At 42.3% G+C, this 18,331-nt stretch carries 9 protein-coding genes and 3 pseudogenes; all 12 read right to left on the bottom strand.

Annotation, left to right across the window (positions count from 1 at the left end; translation table 11 throughout):
* Positions 1–13: 13 nt before the first annotated feature.
* Positions 14–1,381: an MFS transporter gene (locus D0T56_RS08550; RefSeq protein WP_163319718.1), complete on the bottom strand. Its 1,368-nt coding sequence runs from the start codon at positions 1,379–1,381 to the stop codon at positions 14–16.
* Positions 1,382–1,611: 230 nt separating this feature from the next.
* Entirely contained in the window at positions 1,612–3,450 is a 1,839-nt protein-coding gene (locus D0T56_RS08545) for a right-handed parallel beta-helix repeat-containing protein (RefSeq protein WP_163319717.1), read from the bottom strand.
* Complete coding sequence (locus tag D0T56_RS08540) at positions 3,450–4,157, bottom strand: vitamin B12 dependent-methionine synthase activation domain-containing protein (RefSeq protein WP_163319716.1); 708 nt, start codon at positions 4,155–4,157, stop codon at positions 3,450–3,452. Before D0T56_RS08540 ends, D0T56_RS08545 begins: the two co-directional genes overlap by 1 nt.
* Before the next feature lie 5 nt (positions 4,158–4,162).
* The gene (locus D0T56_RS08535; RefSeq protein WP_163319715.1) at positions 4,163–5,155 is read right to left on the bottom strand and encodes a uroporphyrinogen decarboxylase family protein; all 993 of its coding nucleotides are present in this window, start codon (positions 5,153–5,155) and stop codon (positions 4,163–4,165) included.
* A gap of 239 nt (positions 5,156–5,394) precedes the next feature.
* The gene (locus tag D0T56_RS08530) at positions 5,395–6,063 is read right to left on the bottom strand and encodes a B12-binding domain-containing protein (RefSeq protein WP_163319714.1); all 669 of its coding nucleotides are present in this window, start codon (positions 6,061–6,063) and stop codon (positions 5,395–5,397) included.
* 48 nt (positions 6,064–6,111) lie between these two features.
* Complete coding sequence (locus D0T56_RS08525; protein ID WP_163319713.1) at positions 6,112–7,671, bottom strand: sodium/solute symporter; 1,560 nt, start codon at positions 7,669–7,671, stop codon at positions 6,112–6,114.
* A gap of 209 nt (positions 7,672–7,880) precedes the next feature.
* Positions 7,881–8,942 (bottom strand): annotated as a pseudogene (locus D0T56_RS08520) (cobalamin-binding protein); the annotation flags it as partial.
* An 88-nt stretch (positions 8,943–9,030) separates the two neighbouring features.
* The gene (locus D0T56_RS08515; RefSeq protein ID WP_163319711.1) at positions 9,031–11,277 is read right to left on the bottom strand and encodes an alpha-xylosidase; all 2,247 of its coding nucleotides are present in this window, start codon (positions 11,275–11,277) and stop codon (positions 9,031–9,033) included.
* A gap of 139 nt (positions 11,278–11,416) precedes the next feature.
* Positions 11,417–12,121: an L-rhamnose mutarotase gene (locus tag D0T56_RS08510; protein ID WP_163319710.1), complete on the bottom strand. Its 705-nt coding sequence runs from the start codon at positions 12,119–12,121 to the stop codon at positions 11,417–11,419.
* 67 nt (positions 12,122–12,188) lie between these two features.
* Positions 12,189–12,935, bottom strand: a pseudogene (locus tag D0T56_RS16740) (sugar phosphate isomerase/epimerase family protein); the annotation flags it as partial.
* A gap of 147 nt (positions 12,936–13,082) precedes the next feature.
* A pseudogene (locus tag D0T56_RS08505) lies at positions 13,083–16,832 on the bottom strand (family 78 glycoside hydrolase catalytic domain); the annotation flags it as partial.
* A gap of 63 nt (positions 16,833–16,895) precedes the next feature.
* Positions 16,896–18,326 (bottom strand): glycoside hydrolase family 140 protein, encoded by a 1,431-nt coding sequence (locus tag D0T56_RS08500; RefSeq protein ID WP_163319708.1) that lies wholly within the window; start codon positions 18,324–18,326, stop codon positions 16,896–16,898.
* Between the last annotated feature and the right edge of the window lie 5 nt (positions 18,327–18,331).

Raw genomic sequence — 18,331 nt, 5'->3', positions numbered from 1 at the left:
ATTGGCTAATTTGCTAAATATCATCTCCGTATCTTTCGTCTGTTATTTGCTGCAAGGTTTTGCCACGGGTTTTAGGTGTCCATATTGTTCCTATTATCAATGCAATGAGCAACAAACCGACCATCAGGTAAGCAGCCAGAGTAAACCCTTCGCCATCAGAGCCGTAGATGTTGACGAATGCCAATCCCCACAATGCCGAAGCACCTCTTACAATGAAAAACATGACTCCCTGTGCAGCAGCACGATATTTGGCAGGGAAGAGTTCCGATGCCCAAAGCGCGTAAAACGCCTGCACGCTCATTCCGCCCTGAATACCCCAAAGAATTGTGAAAACCCACAAAGCAAAATGATCTTTTATTCCCACAAAAATGAGAATCAACCATGCCACTATACCTATTCCCGTACCAAAGAAATAGAGCCAACGCTGATTAACTTTATCAACCAGCATAGAGAAGCCGAAGTAGGTTACGGCAACAATGATCAACCATTGTATGGCAGACAACATGTTGGCTTGCCCGTTCGACAGACCGCCTGCCGTTTCGTAAATATGAGGCTGGAAGAATCCCATCACGCTAGCCACGAAGTTCCATGTCAGGTAAATGCCGGCAAGGAAAATCATTGTGCGAACATTCACCTTGTTGGTAAACAGTTTTCCGAAAGAAGCGAAAACACTTGGCTGCTTTTCTTTACTTTCTGCCAGTTTAGCAGCCTCCCAGTCTTTCGATTCGTCAAGTTTGCGTTGAAATAGCCATGCAACAAATGCCACGATGAACAGCGAGCCGAAAATAATACGGCTACTGAATACATTGACTGCTGCAACGCTTGCATTGTCGCCCAAAAATATTGCTGCTATTTTTTCAACAAATCCGAACAACACTCCAGCCGATTCGCCATCTTTGCCGGGGGCAAGTAACATTCCAAGAATCAGAATGATGGCGGGGCCAACTCCCCATGCAAATTGCGAGATTCCGATGTTACGACCACGATTGCCAACTTCCGAATTTTCGGAAATATAAGTCCACGAGGCAGGAACACCCGCACCTACCGAAATACCTGTGATCAGGAATCCGAGCAACAACATCGGGAAACTCACCGTAAACATAATTATTGCCACACCTAGCATATACACAAGCATGTTGTAGGTATAGATAGTTTTCCGACCGTATTTGTCGGCCAAAAAACCGCCAATGATTGCTCCGATAGCCGCCCCGAAACAATTGGCACTGATGGCATTGAGCCAGCCAAGATTTCCTGCGGTAAGTCCCAGATAATTTTGCCAAAGCGTTAACCCGCTGGCTCCGGCTACAATTGCACCGGCATCCAGATAATTGGTGAGCGATACGATGATCGTACTTTTTAAACTTCCTTTTTTATGTTCCATGTATTTTATTTTTTTTTTGAGTTACGAGTTATAAGTTACGAGTTACTTCGTCCTTCGGACAGTTACAAGTTACGAGTTACAAGTTACGAGTAAACGAGTGGCTTGCGCATAAAAGAACTTATAACTCGTCTACTTATAACTTATGACTTATAACTTATAACTTATGACTTATAACTTATGACTTATAACTTATGACTTATAACTTATAACTTATAACTCGTAACTCGTAACTATCTTAATATCCACTTATAATTTTCGTTTATTCCTGCATTATTCTTGATCGAATCCGAAACCATAGGTCCATTGTTCAACCACTCGTTGCCCGGACCATTCGCATTTTGAAGGAACTTTTCTTCCGGACACCAATTGTCTTTCACGGTGAAAAATGAACTTCCTTCGTCCGTATACAGATAAAACCAATGGTGAGGATCGTGAACGTAAGACGGACTATATATATGATCTACAACGTTTTCCGTAATGGATGATTTAGACTGAACCGAAAGTGTATAAACCCCTGCCACATCATACATGTGTTTGGCATAGTGATGGATATAGTTTGCATGTACACGGTTGTTACGCATACAGTTAACTGTTTTTGTCCATCCCCAACCGAGACTGATACCTGAGTAAGATATTTCGCTGATTTCGTTATGTTCTATATTGATATCTTTTACAAATCCCGCACAAATGGCTACGCATCCCCAATCGTCGTTGGTCACGTCTGTGATGTAGTTGTTCGAAATAGTTTGATGAGAACATATTTCACGTTCGTCCGATGGATCGTAGGGTAGGTGGGTTTCCATCGCTATATCCGACATTTTGCCTATTTGCATTCCGTTTCCTGCAATATCACGGAATACGCAAGCGTTAACCGTATCATATCGTGTACCATACAGGAAATCTAATCCACATGAGCCTAAGTGTTCGAAACGACATTCTTCAAACTTCGTGAATTGTGCAGCCTGAACCATCACCGCCGCAGGAGGACGACCAATCCAGCCCTGATTTTCAATGCCTTTGTTGAAGTTTCCCGGTACGCCCGGAGGACGGAGCTTGTAGCCGTCAACAAGATACATCCCTGCTTGAAGCGGAACATGCCCTTTTTCGGACGGACGAGTCCATGTCGTATAATTGAAGCCAATACCTTTAAACTGAATATGTTTCACAGGGCGGTCAAGAGTTCCTGTTATTTCCACAAGAGTTTCCAATACAGGCACAATGGCTTCGGCTGTTTTCATATCTTCATCGTTGCGAGGCAGATAATATAATTTATTTGTTTTCGTGTCGTGATACCATTCACCCGGTTGGTCGAGCAATTCTATGGCATTTGTGAAATAGAAAGCCGAATTAAGTCCCTCTTTCACCATCGGCTGAGGCCAAGGGTGTTCAAATTGTATACGTGCTTCGGGATTGTGAAACTTAATGCCTGCCGAATCTCCCTGAACTATTATAGACTTGACCCTCAGATTGGCAATTGCCCACATCTGATGAATTACCAGTTCAAGGTTTTCGGCTTTGGTTAATCCTTTCACGGCAGAAGCAGGAATCCAGAGTATTTCGTTTTTCTTGTCGTTGCTTCTTATCCTGTCCATTTTTTCAAAATCGGATACATTTCTCGCTCTGACGGCTTTCTTTCCGTTTATCCACAATTGGCGGAAAATAATCCTGTTTCCATTGAATGATGGAACATCGGCAGTCCAGAATTTGCCTTCCTTTTTCCAACCCGAAATTTGCATGCCTCCACTCAAAACAGGTCTTTCTCCCTTAACGGCTTCTATTATGGTAGGACTTGTTTCTGTTCCCGAATCTTCGGGGCGAATGAATACAGGTTCGTACAAATTGTAGACCCCTCCTTGCATGAGGATGCGGATAGGCTCGTCTTTTTCCACTTTCAGCAATCTGCGAAGTTCACGAGCTTCTCTTACGGCAGAGTGCAATGTTGCTTTAGGTTCCGATTTTGTACCCGAATTAGAATCATTGCCCTTTGGCGAAACGTATATTTCTGCCGAAAAGGAAAATGGAGCAAGGCTCAATATTAATGCTAATAAGTTAAGTCTTAATTTTCTCATTATCTTTTAGTTAATATTTTTCTGTAAATACATTCCGAATTGTTACAGATAACACAGCCATAGGCTTTTTTCTTAATATCCTCTCCAATGCCTATAATTCCGCTCACCGATTTGATGGGGTTCATCAGGCACGAATCTGTCAGGCATATATTTATCGGATTTTCTCCGATCAGGCTGAACAGCCTTCTTTGTCCCGATAATTCCCAATTGCAGTAACCGGGGCTGTAACGGTTGCTTATTCTTAAATTATTTATTTCGGATAAGATGGCTAAATCTTCCTGAATATTGTCCATTGCTTTTTCGACGGTCAATGAGCCGATGGCGTCAACCACAAAGGCCTCCAAATAGTCGCCATTGGCATTGTATCCGGTGGTGATTTTTGTGAAAATATCTCCTGCCGTACAAACAAAAAGTGCCAGGTGCGATGCTTTTTTCAGGTATCCGCAAATTTGTTTGCCTACTATTAAGTCTTTATTTTCAACTTTTATTATACCATCTTTCAACATCAGGGAATCAATGGGTTTGATGATATATCCTCCCGAAATATCTTGATAAGATTGTAGTTCGCAGAGTGTTTTTTTTATAATTATCCTGACAGGGTGATCCTCCTCACAACCCGATGATTGGAGAAATTCCAGGATACTGTCCACCGAAGGAGCAATATCTTGAAACGAGAATTTATATGTCAGAAAATGGTAAGGATACATATTTCCTATTGATTGTTAAATGCTTTTACTGTATCGAAAAATGCGTCGATGTTTTCTGTCGATACGTGAGGCGGCAAGTCGCAACCGCTTGATATGACAAAATTTTTATACCCTTTCGATATGTTCAGAAGTTCGTTGGTTGCCTTTGCTACTTCCTCTTTATCGGCTTGTTTGAAAATTCCGACAGGATCGAGATTGCCTGATACGACAATGTTTTCGGGACATACTCTCAATACTTCAGCCATATCTATTTTGTTGCCGAAATGCAGCGCATTAGCACCGCTTTGTATCATTGCGTCATTGCATTGACCTGTGTTTCCGCAATTGTGAAGAATGACAGCGAAAGTCTCATCCTGAACGGCATCAACTATCTGCTTTACATATTTGGTTGAGTATTCCATACAGTCTTCGTTCGACAGCAAGCCTGCTGCCGGTTCTGCCATGATGACTCCGGCCGTACCCGTTTGCTTCAATGCCTTGCAGTAGGAGATAAGAAAATCGGTACATTTCTGTAACAGGATGTTTATTGTATCGGGATCAATGTAAATTGCTACCATAATTTCCGACATGTCATACAATCGTCCTGCAAGCGAATAAGGACCAATACACCCCGAAAGGATGGGTTTGTTTTTTATGTTTTCAGCAGCCAGCTTGTTGGCTTTTATGTATTCGGGAATACGTCCTGCCGATAGGTTGGGTACGGCTAGAGCCTCTACCGACTCAAGGTCGGAAACCAATCTGCCAATCACGCTGGGAACCTCTTCGTCGGGCATATTTATCTTTGTGCCAAAGGCTTCTGCTTCCACGGTCAAATCCATGATTGCAGTTCCGGCAAAAGTGTCATACTTATCTACCAGATATTTGATGGCTTCGTAATGAATTTCACCGCTGCAAACGGCTTCCTTTACGATTTTGCCCAGAGCTTCAATACCGGGGTGAGTCATGATGGGAATTGCCAATCGTTTTTCAGACTCAAGTATTTCTTTAATAAAGTTCATTTCTAGTAATTTGTAGGGGTGCAAAATCTTGCACCCGAATGTCAATTATTATTGGGCGAAAGATTTTTCGCCCCTACTTTTTTATCTAATTAAAATAGAAACCGTCTAGACTTTTTCGTTTTATTCAATTTTGTCATCCTGAGAGTATCGAAGGATCTGTTTTTTAGATGTTTCACTACGTTCAACATGACAAAAACTCAAAAATTAAGTATAATTTAAAAAGTCTAGATGACTTCATATTAAGCAACAACCGAATCTAACCATTGAATACTCGCTTGCGGGTCTTTCCCGTATCCGTCTGCTCCGATTGAAGAAGCAAACTCTTGAGACAGCGGAGCACCGCCCACAATAACTTTTGTGGCAGGAGACATTTCTTTTATCGCCTTAATCACGGGTTCCATATTCACCATTGTGGTGGTCAGCAATGCCGAGATACCTACAATGGCATTCGGGTGTTGTTGCAGGGTTTCAACAAATTTCTCGGTTTTCACATCAATGCCAAGGTCTATCACCTCCCAGCCTGCGCCTTCAACCATCATGCCCACAAGGTTTTTGCCTATATCGTGCAAGTCTCCGAAAACAGTTCCAAGTATGAATGTGCCTTTACGTTTCACTTCTCCGCTTTTGAAAAAGGGTTTCAAGTGTTCCATTGCTGCATTCATTGCTTTTGCGGAAAGTAGCATCTGTGGTACAAATATTTTATTTTCCGTAAATTTCTGACCTACCTTGTTCATTGCAGGGATAAGTGCTTCATTCATAATGTCGGATGGTGTAATGCCACTGTCCAGAGCTTCTTTCGTGTATTCGTCTGCTCCGGGTTGCCCTTTCATTTGTGGAGGGAAATTGGCTGCCAGATTAATTTTTCCGAATTCGACACATTCGAATATTTTTTCTAAAATAGGATTCATATCTAATGGGTTTTAAGTTCTAAGTTACGAGTTACAAGTTATGAGTTTTCAATTTCCATTAAAAAATATGTACATGCCAATCATTACTACTACAAGTGCCGACCATGCTATTTTTACATTATTATTTATCTTGATAGGTTTATAATCGAGAGTTGAGGCTGATTCTGTTTTATCGAAAGATGAAAAAATGTAGATAAAGAGGGCAAGGGCAACAAATATGAAGAACGAAAGGTATAGGAAATGTAATCCTTTAAATATAAGTCCGGTATAGTAAAGTATGCCTGTGCCGATACTGAAAATAGTTCCTAAAGTCAATACCAGATTTATTGCTTTTGTTGATGTTTTTTTCCAGAATACGGCAAACAAGAAAGCTGCCGACATTGGCGGAGCAATGAAACTCAATACCGATTGAAATATATTGAAAAAGCTGAGTCCTTGAATAAAGGTAATGCTGATGGCTAAAAATACGGATACGATTGCCCCTATAAGAACAACGACCCTGCCGATGGTACGAATTTCACTTTTATCGGCTTTCGGCCTGAAATTTTTTACGTAAATATCCATCGTGAACACCGTGCTGAGTGAGTTCAGGGCAGATGCAATGGTGCTTATCAGGGCGGCAATCATTACTACAACAACCAAACCTATCAGTCCCGGAGGAAAAACATGTGTTACAAGTTGAAGATACGAGTCGGTAGAATTGCTTATGTTTGGTAACAAGATGAAACATAGTATACCCGGTAGAATGAACAGGGGAATATCAATGAGTTTCAGCCATCCGCAAAAGTTAGCTCCTAACTGCCCTTGTCTGAGGCTTTTCGCCCCCAATACCGATTGAACCATAGATTGGTCGGTACACCAAAACCATACACCCATAATAGGGTATCCGATCAAGATTGCAAGCCAGGGAAAATCTTTATTGTCAAGTGGTTGAAAAAGGTTCCAATAACTGGAGGGTGTTTCGGATATAATTTTTTCTATTCCTCCGATTTTATATATGGCCAGAATCACCAACAGCACTGAAACGCCAATCAGCAGAAGCATTTGATATACATTGGTATAGGCAATCGCTTTCAGTCCTCCCGCAATGGTGAAAGCGGCAGATACCGTCACTAAGATTGTAATGCACGCCCATAGTGGCAGATCGAGAATTTGCTCCATAAAAACACCTCCGGAAAAGAGTGTTAGTCCGAGCCAGGATATGAGTATGGTAAGTATTGTGTACCAGGCTATGTATTTGCGGGTGTTTTCGCCAAAACGCTTGCCCATATATTCGGGCAATGTCATCACTTTTGCACCCAGATAGCGAGGTGCAAAAACAAATGCCAACAAACAGATGAAAGGAAATGCGTACCAAGAAAAGTTACCTGCAACTATTCCGTTTTCGAATCCGCTGCTGGCATTGGCTATCAGCATGGAAGGACCTACGTTTGTCCCCCACATTGTTAGTCCGATAGCAAACCAGCCAAGAGATTTGTTTGCAAGAAAGAGGTCTTCGCCCTTTTTTTTATTGCTATGGCTTGCCCACCATGCCACTCCAATCAGAATGGCGATGTAGGATATTATTATTCCTAAATCTAAATTAGTAAGTTCTATAAGGTTTTTCATGGTGTATGTCTGAGTTACGAGTTACAAGTTACAAGTTACGAGTTACAAGTTATGAGTTACAAGTTATGAGTTACAAGTTACGAGTTACAAGTTATGAGTTACAAGTTACGAGTTACAAGTTACGAGTTACAAGTTACAAGTTATGAGTTCTAAGTTCTAAGTTTTAAGTTCTAAGTTTTAAGTTGTTGACTGCTAACTGCGAATCATCTGTATGATTCTATTATTTTTAAGGCTTCGTCAATTTCGTGTTCCGATTTAAAATCCATTTGTATGTTCAACCCCTGATTACCAACATTGTCGAGAAGAGGTTTCAATTCGTCCAGAGTTACCCAATTTGCCATAATGGATTTTCCTCCTGCAAGAATTTTTTTGTAAAGGTCATACCATTGAGGGTCACCTCCTTGCGGCTGTCCTACACCCGGAGTCCATTGCACGGCATTCAGCTTTTCAAGTTCTAGTATAGCATCCAAGTGGCGTATAGCGTCTACACCATCGAGGTGATAAAGCGTATAATCTATCTTTTCGGTTTGCTCTCGCAGAAATGGTTGAGCAAATGTTCTGAAATCATCTTCTGAAATCATAATGGAGATATCGCATTGCAACTTAGAAACCTTACCCGGTCCCCAGATAGAGAAGTAACAGAAAGCCATTTCTCCGTCCACATTGATAATGTCGTATATCTGGTCGAATGCTTTAAAGTAAGCATCGTTTACAGCTTGCAATTGTTGCAGTGTGGTTTCGGGGTCTATCATTGTATCTATCAATACCGAATCGGAACCTTTGAGGCTTGCAAGAGTATCCAGTCCTTCAATCAGATCGGGGCAACCTATCAGATAGTTGCCTTGTGCTTTTTCTTTGCACTTGCGGAGCAAATCGAGATGAAGTTGCCACCACTTATTGTTTTCGTCGAAAACTATATTTCCATCAAAATTTTCCGGTTCTCTAATCCAGATGGTATCCTTGTCACGACCTTCCAACTCTGCCCCCAAGATTGCGCCTAACGAACCCGGACCAAGTTGTGTATTGGCAACCGGAAGAATGTCGGCCTTGTACGAATAGCGAGACATCTTATAGTTCAGATAATCGGAACGCCAATCGGGGTCGAACCAAAACTGACTAATATCTTTTGCCTGTGGTGGTTCTGGTATGTCTGTGTAAGGCTCACCTTCTTTGTCGAGGTGTTCCCACATTGTCAGTACGATGCCTTTCCCATTCCACCAATCTATGTAATGTTTCTTCGATTCTCCGAAATTATATTTCCATGTTTTCATTTATATTGCTGTTATTCAGGTGTTTGTGTGTTTTTATTAACGGTTTTTAACCAAGATGTCTGTTTTTATTACCATTTTGATTTTTCCTTTAATATTTTTTAATCTTATCGAAAGAATAATCTTGATCAAAAGTTACTCTTACTACTTTCTCCATATCCATATCGTCCGTACTATCCACATTGAAAGGATATACAGGAATCTCAGCACCGTATTTTACAAACACAGGCATTTCTTCCAAAGGAACTACAACGTCTTTCAGCCATTGGTTTCCTTCAAAAACTTCTCCTGTGAAGAAGTTTATCCATTTGCCTTCGGGCAGATAGATATCCCGTCTGTTCTCCGGGTTCATAACAGGAGCCACAAGCATATCAGACCCAAAATAGTATTGGTCGTCAATATGACGGACAGTCTTATCTTGGGTGTGGTGCATCCACATTGCTCGGAGCACAGGATAGCCTGTATGAGTGGCTTTTTCGCTTTGCTCCAAGATGTATGGTATAAGCCGGTAGCGAAGATTCCACCAGTCTTTGATGACGCTAGCAATCTGAGGATAGTGCCAAGGTTCACGTTTGTGCGAACCATGATAGCGGATATGAGATGAGAATACCCCGAACTGAGTCCAGCGTACATAAATGTCGTCGGGAATGATGGAGTTCATAAAGTTAGGGACACTGTGGAATCCCGGAACATCGTGACTCCAGAATCCAAACCCTGAAAGTCCGAAATGCAACCCGCCTTTCAACGATCCTGCCAATCCATCCCACGAACAAGCCGAATCGCCACCCCAATGCAAGGGATAGCGTTGTGCTCCTGCCCATGCCGAGCGTGCCCAGATAATGCCGTCGCCCGTCACCTCTTTGGTTATTTCGTATGCGGCTTTCTGATAGAGCAGGGGATAGATGTTGTGCAGTTTATCAGGACTCATAGAGTGATACTCTGCATCGAGGTGAATGTCCTCGCCAAAATCGGCTTTGATGCAGACAACACCCATATCCAACAGGTTTTTCAGCAGTCCTTTATACCACTCGGTTGCCTTGTCGTAAGTGAAATCTATTGTGCCTGCATAATCCTGCACACTGAAATTGGATGCCCCTTGTATTTTCTTTTCACTTTTGCTGATGTAGTTATTTTCTGAGGCTTCCTTGTATTGTTCGGCTGTGTAGGCGATGTAAGGCAATTGCCACAGGCTGACTTTGTAACCGTTGTCCCTCAAATTACGGATGAATTTTTCGGGATCGGGGAAACGCTCCTTGTTGAATTTCCATTCGCAGAGCCAATCGGTCTCGAACCAACCTGTATCGAGATGAATTACATCGCAGGGATACTTTTCTTTTCTCATGCGATCGCAGATTTCATTCACCTCGTCTGCCGAGAAGTAGGTCATGCGGCTCATCCATACACCGAAGCTCCACAATGGAGGCATGGACGGAAAACCTGTCAATTGCCGATAACCGAAAAGTATTTCTTCGGGAGTATCACCACCAATCAGGAATGTGTCCAGAACAGTATCTTCTACCATCACTTGCGCCGAGCGTGTAGAGTGGTCGGCAAGTGAAAATTTGGCAAAAGATGTGGTATGCAAAAACAGTCCGTACATTTCGGTTGAAATATAGAACGGTATATTTTTATATGTGCGGCGATTGTTTACACCTTGTCCGTCCTGATTGCGCATTTGAAGGGTTTTACCCGATAAGTCCATTTTAGCGAAGCGTTCGCCTGTTCCCATAAAACACTCGTCAGGATTGGCATGAACGGAAAATGTAGCCCTGTTTGCTTTTCCGTCTTTTTCAACATAAGCCAGTGCAAAAGCATCGTGGCGTGCCGGAGAAAACATATCGTAAGCCGAGAGCCTTACTTCTTTTTTGCCGTCAGCATAGAAACGGATATCAATTGTTTCTTGTGGTGCAGGTTGCAAATCGCTCCACCAGTCGGTTTCAGGTTGACGGAAGTCTACAACGGCTTTTTTGTTGCCTTGGCTGTCTTTTATCAGCCACTCGTTTTCTGTTTTTTCGAAAGTCAAAGGAGTTACCTTCAACGATTCTGCCATTTCAAGCATTTCGGACGTTTCGCTGATCTGCCCGTCGAAAACAACAGAAACCCTGAGTATCTTTTCTCCGTAGGCTCTTAGCCTTAATTGATAACTCTTTCGAGGGGCGGAATTGTCAGGAGTTATTTCGTTCGAGTTGTTTTGTTTCTGAAAAGGAATGGTGATGAAAATATCACCGCTCTTTTCTTCTATATGAGTAGGGGGGCAAGCTCTCCAAAGCCTGTCTCCACCGTTTAAATCTGTATCGAAATCAAGAAAATCAAATAACTGATAATTTGTTTGTCTCATTAATGTCTATTCTAAGTTTTATGTTTTGTCATTGAGTCGCCTTCGCTCCTCGAACGTTGTTTCTGAGTGTAACGAAGGATCTGTTTGTCGAATAAAAGATTCTTCACTTTGTTCAGAATGACAACTATTTAAAGTTTGTTTATTTTATGTTATCAAAAACCACCCATGTGTTTCCGTCCGAACCTTCTATGCCTTCCTGATATTTTGCCATGATGGCATTCCATTCGTCTACACGGGGATTATCCTCTGTGGTTTTCGGGTTCAGGTCGTCCAGATTTTCCCCTTTCGGAATGCTTATGATTAACATCAGTTGCCTGCTGTTTCTGAACATCAAAAGCTGTTGAAAATCGGCTTTGCAAAATCCGTTGGCCACTTCCGGAAATTTCTCGGATTGGGTTGCATGGTAATCCATATATTCTTTCTGCATTGTTGTGTCGCTTACCAGATTGGCAGTCATGATAGTATGGCTCCATTCCGATGCAGTTTCTTTATTGTCGCAGTTTGCACGGTCGAAAATATAATAAGGACTATCATAATATTTGATCTCGGCATCGGGATAAGCCTCAGAAACTTGCTTTTGCAGATTCTTATTATCCTCCGTTTTGCTATATATTATCAAGTGATTTTTCCATTGATAAATGGAAGTTGTATCTATCCCGTTGGCTATACAAACCTCTTTCAGCTTTACGGAAGAAAGCGTATCCGTACCGGCAATAATTTCCAGAATGGAAGGATATTCGGTATTCGCTTCATCTTGTGTTGCGGTCTGTTTTACAGGATTTGAACAGGTTGCAAAAAACAAGACGGATATTACAGATAAAATATATAAGTTATTGATTTTCATGATTTAGTTTTTAATATAATTATTTTCCTAGGCAGGACAGAGCCCAGTCCCTACAATTTTGGTTATTTTACTTACCAAAGTCATAAAAAGGTCTGTGACCTTGGAATACTGACTTTAAATATTTTACATTAGCACCATAATTTTTTTTCACGTTATGAACATCTTTCACATCGCGAGAACGTTCAACCACAAGCCAACCGCTCCAACCCATTTTGTCGAGGGTTTTCTTTACTTCAGTCATATTGATAGCAGGATCGTTTTCGAGCCAAAAACCGTCCGTATTACTTGCATGAATCTGTATGATGCGGTCTTTACCCAAGGTTTTCAAGGCTTTCACTACATCCTCATTCCGTTTGATAACGGATGAAAAGTTCACATAACTTTTTATGGAGGGTGAGTTTATCTTGTCTATCAATTTCGCTTCTTCTTTGGTTGGCAGATTGGTTTCTATACCAATCACAACCCCTGCGGCTTCTGCTTTTTTAGCCACAACTTTCAGTCTTTCAAGCACTATCGGATAAAGTTCGGGTTCTTTTACCAAATCGCTTTGGTTACCCATCGGCAAGAAAGCAACTTTTACGCCTAAGGCTTTCATCGTGGCGATACATTCGTCAATCAGTTGTTCGTAATTATCACGTTTTGCGAAAGACTGCCCGTAGAAAGCCGACATCGCAATAGAACTAAACTCTATGCCCAAGCGGTTACATTCAGAAATGAATAATTCTTGGAAATGTTTTTCTGTAAATTTATTGTCAAAAGAAACTCGTTTGCCTAGTCCACCCATATCAAGTTCCAAACCATCTGCACTAAGTTCTTTGGCTAGTTCCATTGCGCCTACTTTCTGGCGTTTCAGCATCATCCAATCGCAAGCCGAAACTTTGTAGCGTTGGTTGTTAACGACCTGAATTTCTTTCGTTTCCATCAACGAAGGCCATTGCATATTTTCTATCTTAGATAATATCAGTTTGTTCGGGTCAATTACAGCATGTTTAATCCCTTTTCTGCGCCAAGTGTAAACAATATGCACCAATCCGTCTTTACTCTGAATAACAGACGGGTAGGAGTATTGGCTGATAGGAGAATCTTCAATAATTGTGGCTGCGTACCAAGTTTTTCCATCATCCGATATGGCTACGTTTAAAGGAGTGCGGAAACCTTTGCCGTTTTTCAAACTATCGTTGGGTAATACGTGGTTATAAACCAACAATTGACGACCATCCTGCAGCGTTACGGCATCCGTACCCGAATTGGTACTAGGCAGAGACGATTTTGTCATGGGCGACCACGTTTTACCATTGTCTGACGACCACGATTCGGCTAATGCACGTTCTTTGGTGCGGCATAATATCTGCAGTTTGCCATCTTTATGGAAAAGAACGGATGGTTGTATCGTGTGCAGCTCCTTGCCTTCGTTGATAGGACCTGTTTTCTTCCAGCTTTTGCCAAAATCTTTTGTTGTTTCGAAGTGTACTTTCCATCCGTCACCTTCGGTACTTGAAGGGCAAAGCAATGTGCCGTCTTTCAACAGAACAGGTTTGTTTTTGACAGGACCTAAGAAGTTTTCGGGCAGGTCACGAGGCTCAGACCATGTAACGCCACCGTCGTTCGATGTTATCATTTTTCCCACCCATCCGGCTACGTTCGGACCTACTTTGTAGTATAGTTGCAATTCGCCGTTCGGAACCTGATAAAGTACAGGATTCCATGTCGCATAGCGGAGTGTGTCGTTTACAATGCCGTTTGCTACGTTTTGTCCTGCCGTCCATTTTCCGTCTATGAAGCGGCTCACCCAGATGCAAACATCAGGATTACGTTCCTTTGTTCCTCCAAACCAAGAGGCAACAAGATGACCTTCTTTAGATTCAACGATTGTGGATGCGTGGCTTTCGGGGTATGAAGCGTTTTTGTTGATAAATTTATCGGAAATAATTCCTTCTTTCCAACGGTTAGCTGCTTCTCCGTATTTGCACATAAAAGTATATTCGCCTGAACCGATCTCAAGGTTTACACGTCCTTCTTCTTTGCGTACATATTTCAATCCTTCCACCTGATTTACAGGCTTTCCGTTTTCGGTAATGTCTTCTGCATTTTCGGCAGGAAGCAATATATTCGCTCTCGTGTTGGCAGGGATAGTTATTTTCCAAGTGAAAGTGTTATTGTCGGTGTCTAGTTTCCAGTCACTCTTTACCCATCCGTATGGAGTTTTATGAGTAGCTTTTGCAAAGGTCAAATCTTCCGTCGGATTTGCTTTCATCCACAACCGTTTGAATCCCGGATAGGTTTTGTGGCTCTTGATTCCGGTAAGGTCTTCATACATCCACGAAACCAAGTCGCCCAAAAGCATCACATGATTATGCGAATTCATTTTCGGACTGGCAGTGTCTCCGTTCCATAGTTCCCAAATGGTAGTCGCACCCTGCTCAATCATATATCCCCAACCGGGATAATCTTTCTGTGTGGCAATGGTGTATGCCACATCGGCACGACCTCTTCTTGTAAGTTCGCGCATCAGCCATTGAGTACCGATAACCCCTGTGCTGATATGCAGTTTTTCGTTGCGTACAATGCGGTCTATCATATTCCGGAAAACACGTTCGTCATTTTCCCTGTCCACCATGTTGAAAGCTAAAGGCAACAAGTTTGCCGTAACCGTATGATTGCTATATTGTCCCGTTTCGGCATTATAGAATTTCTTATTAAAGCCTTTGCGTATATTTTCGGCTAAAGCGGCGTACTCTTCCACATCTTCTTTATGCCCGGCTATTACAGCAAATTTTTGAAGCATTTGTAACAATCGGTAACTGTATGCAGTGGCTATTAGTTCCCCGTCTGTTTTTCGGTTGGGGTCTTGCGAGTGTATCATTTCTTTTTCTTCGGGTGGAACGCACCAATCGCCGTATTTATCCTTTGTCATGATATAATCGGAGGTCATATAATTGTCCTTCATGTGGAAGAACCATTTTTTCATGTACGGATAATGCTTGATGATAGGCTCTGTGTTTCCGTATTGCTGCAGCAACATTTCGGCAACAAACAAATAAGTTCCCGGCCATGTCATATTATCACTGTAATAGATCATATAATAGGGTGGAACAATATCCGAAATCTTCCCTTCTTCGGTTTGAGAATCCCTCATGTCGTCCATCCATTTGGCATAAAGCCTTTCGTTGTCGTACACGAAACTTTCGCCGAAACAGCCTATTGTATGGTCGCCCAACCAAGGTTGCCTTTCGTCACGTTGCGGGCAATCGAGAGGAATACCTTTATAATTTCCCTGAATGCCCCAATAGGCATTTTTGTGTATCTGGTTTAGTAAAGCGTTGGAAGTTTCGAAAGTGCTTGTAGTTTCAATTCCGTCATACACCACCTTACCTGTAAAATCGTTGATAGTAGGCGTTCCGGGATAACCCGTTACTTCCATATAACGGAATCCGTGCGTAACGAAGCGAGGCTCCCACGTTTCGGTTCCTTCGCCTTTCATCGTGTAAATATCGGTTTGTTTTGCACTGCGAAGGTTGATAGTCCGCAAATGTCCGTCTTTTTCCAGCGTTTCGGCAAAACGTAAAGTAATTTTATCTCCTTTTTTGCCTTTAGCAGTCAGTTGCACCCAACCTGTCATATTCTGCCCCATATCTACAATGAAAGTATCAGGTGTCAAGGCTGTTATTTTTATAGGCTTGACGGTGTTCATCACTTTCATATTGTCGTTCATCTGGGCAGACATTTTGCCCTTAGGTGCTTCCACCAATTCGGCTTTCATCCATTTGCGGTCGTTATAACCTGTGATATTCCACTGTCCCAGTTCTTTGGTGGCATCGTATTCTTCACCGTCAAAGTCGTTATTGGAACGGATCGGACCGTCTGTTGTGACTTTCCAAGTGTTGTCACTTATGATAGTTTGCGTTGTTCCGTCGGTATATTCGATTTCCAATTGAAACCGCATTTTCGGATAACCGAATGTCTTTATTTTATGTGGCTTAAAGTTCTGACGCATATTGTAGAAACGCCCGTTGCCAAGAATTGTCCCGATAGCATTTTTACCCGATTGAATATGCGATGTTACATCAAAAGTATTGTATCTGAACGATTCATTGTAATCGGTTGGGGTGGGGGCAAGAACCTGATCTCCTATCTTTTGCCCATTTATGTACAATTCATATAATCCCAGTCCTGATATATAAACTTTGGCTGACTTGACCGTCTTTCTGTTATCAAACTCTTTACGTAAATAACGAGCCGAGAGCCTTGCATGCTGTGTTTCGCTATCCCACGGGAAAACTTTATCCAATCCGATCCATTTTGCCGACCAATCGGAATTGCTTAATAATCCCACGCCGAACTTTGCAACAGGGCTCCATATCGTTTCACCTTTATTCGTGGTTACTTTTACTTTCCAATAAACCTGGCTTCTGCTTTGCAACGAGGTTCCGGCATAACGTATATAGACCGATTGACTGCTTTTTATTTCGCCCGAATCCCACAAGTCGGCGTTGTTTTTGTCTAGCTTCTCCTGGGTTGAAGCAGCCAGAATTTGATACGATTTTTGCTCAACATTGCGCTCTGTCGAATTGATTATCCAGCTTAATCGTGGAGTGGTTGTATCTATACCTTCAGGGTTTATCAGCATTTCGCAGCGGAGGCCTGTTACTTCTGCCGAAAATAAGGAGAAAGTAACAACTAAAGCTATGAATAACGATATGGCTTTTTTCATGATTGATGTTTTATGCTAAATTACTCAGGATGACAATACTTGTAACTCGTAACTCGTAACTGTTTAAAGATTATCTTCTACATACGAAACTTTAGAATCGGTGATGATAAGCACCCAATCATTTCCCGAGCCATAGCCCGAGTCGTGAATGAATGTGTGCTTGCCATTGTCAAATTCGCCTATGTAAGTTGTCTCTCCATTTGCAGGACTGTACCACCATGCTTTCTTCTTTGCGCCCGATATTTTAGTCATATCTATTTCCGTCAGGCGGTTGGTATAATTATACACAAGAATGTAGTCGTTGCCTCTGGTGGCAATTACACGTTCATACTGAACTCCGTTCGTATTTGAGATAACCGATTGGTCGGGAATCCTTTCAAAAAAGGGAAAAGCCAGCATCAGCTTTTTCACGTATTTCATTTGTTGGCAACCTTCGTCATGTATTGCGTCCCACCAGGGTTGTTTACCTGCAAATGAAGCCTGATAGCCCGGACGCAACATCTGCATAGTTGAATTATGCCCGTATGTGTGTCCGAACGAACCTGCAAAAACAGACCAATAGGCATAGCGACGCACATCAGCCGCCTGCCAACGGCGTTCGTCAGCATCGTGCAGTCCGTGCGGGATATCTTCGTAAGACGGCTCACCGTCCAGAATCGGTTTCAGGGGCGAAGCTGCAAGTCCACGCTCTACGAAACGCCAGTTGTCTTCTTCCGTGTTTTCTTCGATAGGATAGTCCCCGTCACCTTTACGCTGTCCGTAACGGCGGTGTCCCGATTGGAACATATTGAAATCTAACCAATCCTCGTTATTGAACCAAGTAACGGAACTTGTCCGTCCTCGTGGGTGGAAAGTCATTAAATGGTCAGAATCTATACCTCTGATTGTCTTTGCCAAGGTTTGCCAGACGTCCGTTTCCACATCTCCACGAATGTCTCCGCCGATGAGCCAAATAATGTTCGGGTATTTTTTGTAGCGTTCGGCTAAGAATTTTCCGTATTTTCTGGCATCTTCTACCGACATCTGTTTCTGCTGCACCGGAGTACCCCAAACACAAACAATGCCTATATAGATTCCTCTGCGTTGTGCCCTTTCTACAATATAATCGACATGTTGCCAGTAGTTATATACTCCTGCTTTGTCAATGTTTTTGAAATCGAAACCATTTGGCAGTGCCCAACTTCCATAAACATTCATTGAGGGAATGTTGTGCAATACAGATATCTGAAGCACGTTGTATCCGTTCTTTCCGGTTTCTGCCATAAAGTAATCCACCTCGTCACGATTGGAACGGGAAGGCAAAAGCCAAGCGGTTTCGCCCAGCCAAAAGAATGGTTTTCCGTTTTCGTGTTGAAGGAAGCGTTTGTTATCGCTGACTTTCAGTTTGCCATTGTCCCAAGGCATTTCATTTTTCTTGGATGCGCCTTGAGCATTTAACGTGTTTGATATCAAACATAGAGTGAGTAATAAAAAACTCAGTTTAAGGGTCTTCATATTTA

The sequence above is a fragment of the Dysgonomonas sp. 520 genome, assembly GCF_010501095.1.
Taxonomy (GTDB): domain Bacteria; phylum Bacteroidota; class Bacteroidia; order Bacteroidales; family Dysgonomonadaceae; genus QVMP01.
This window is presented reverse-complemented; position numbering and strand designations above follow the sequence as displayed.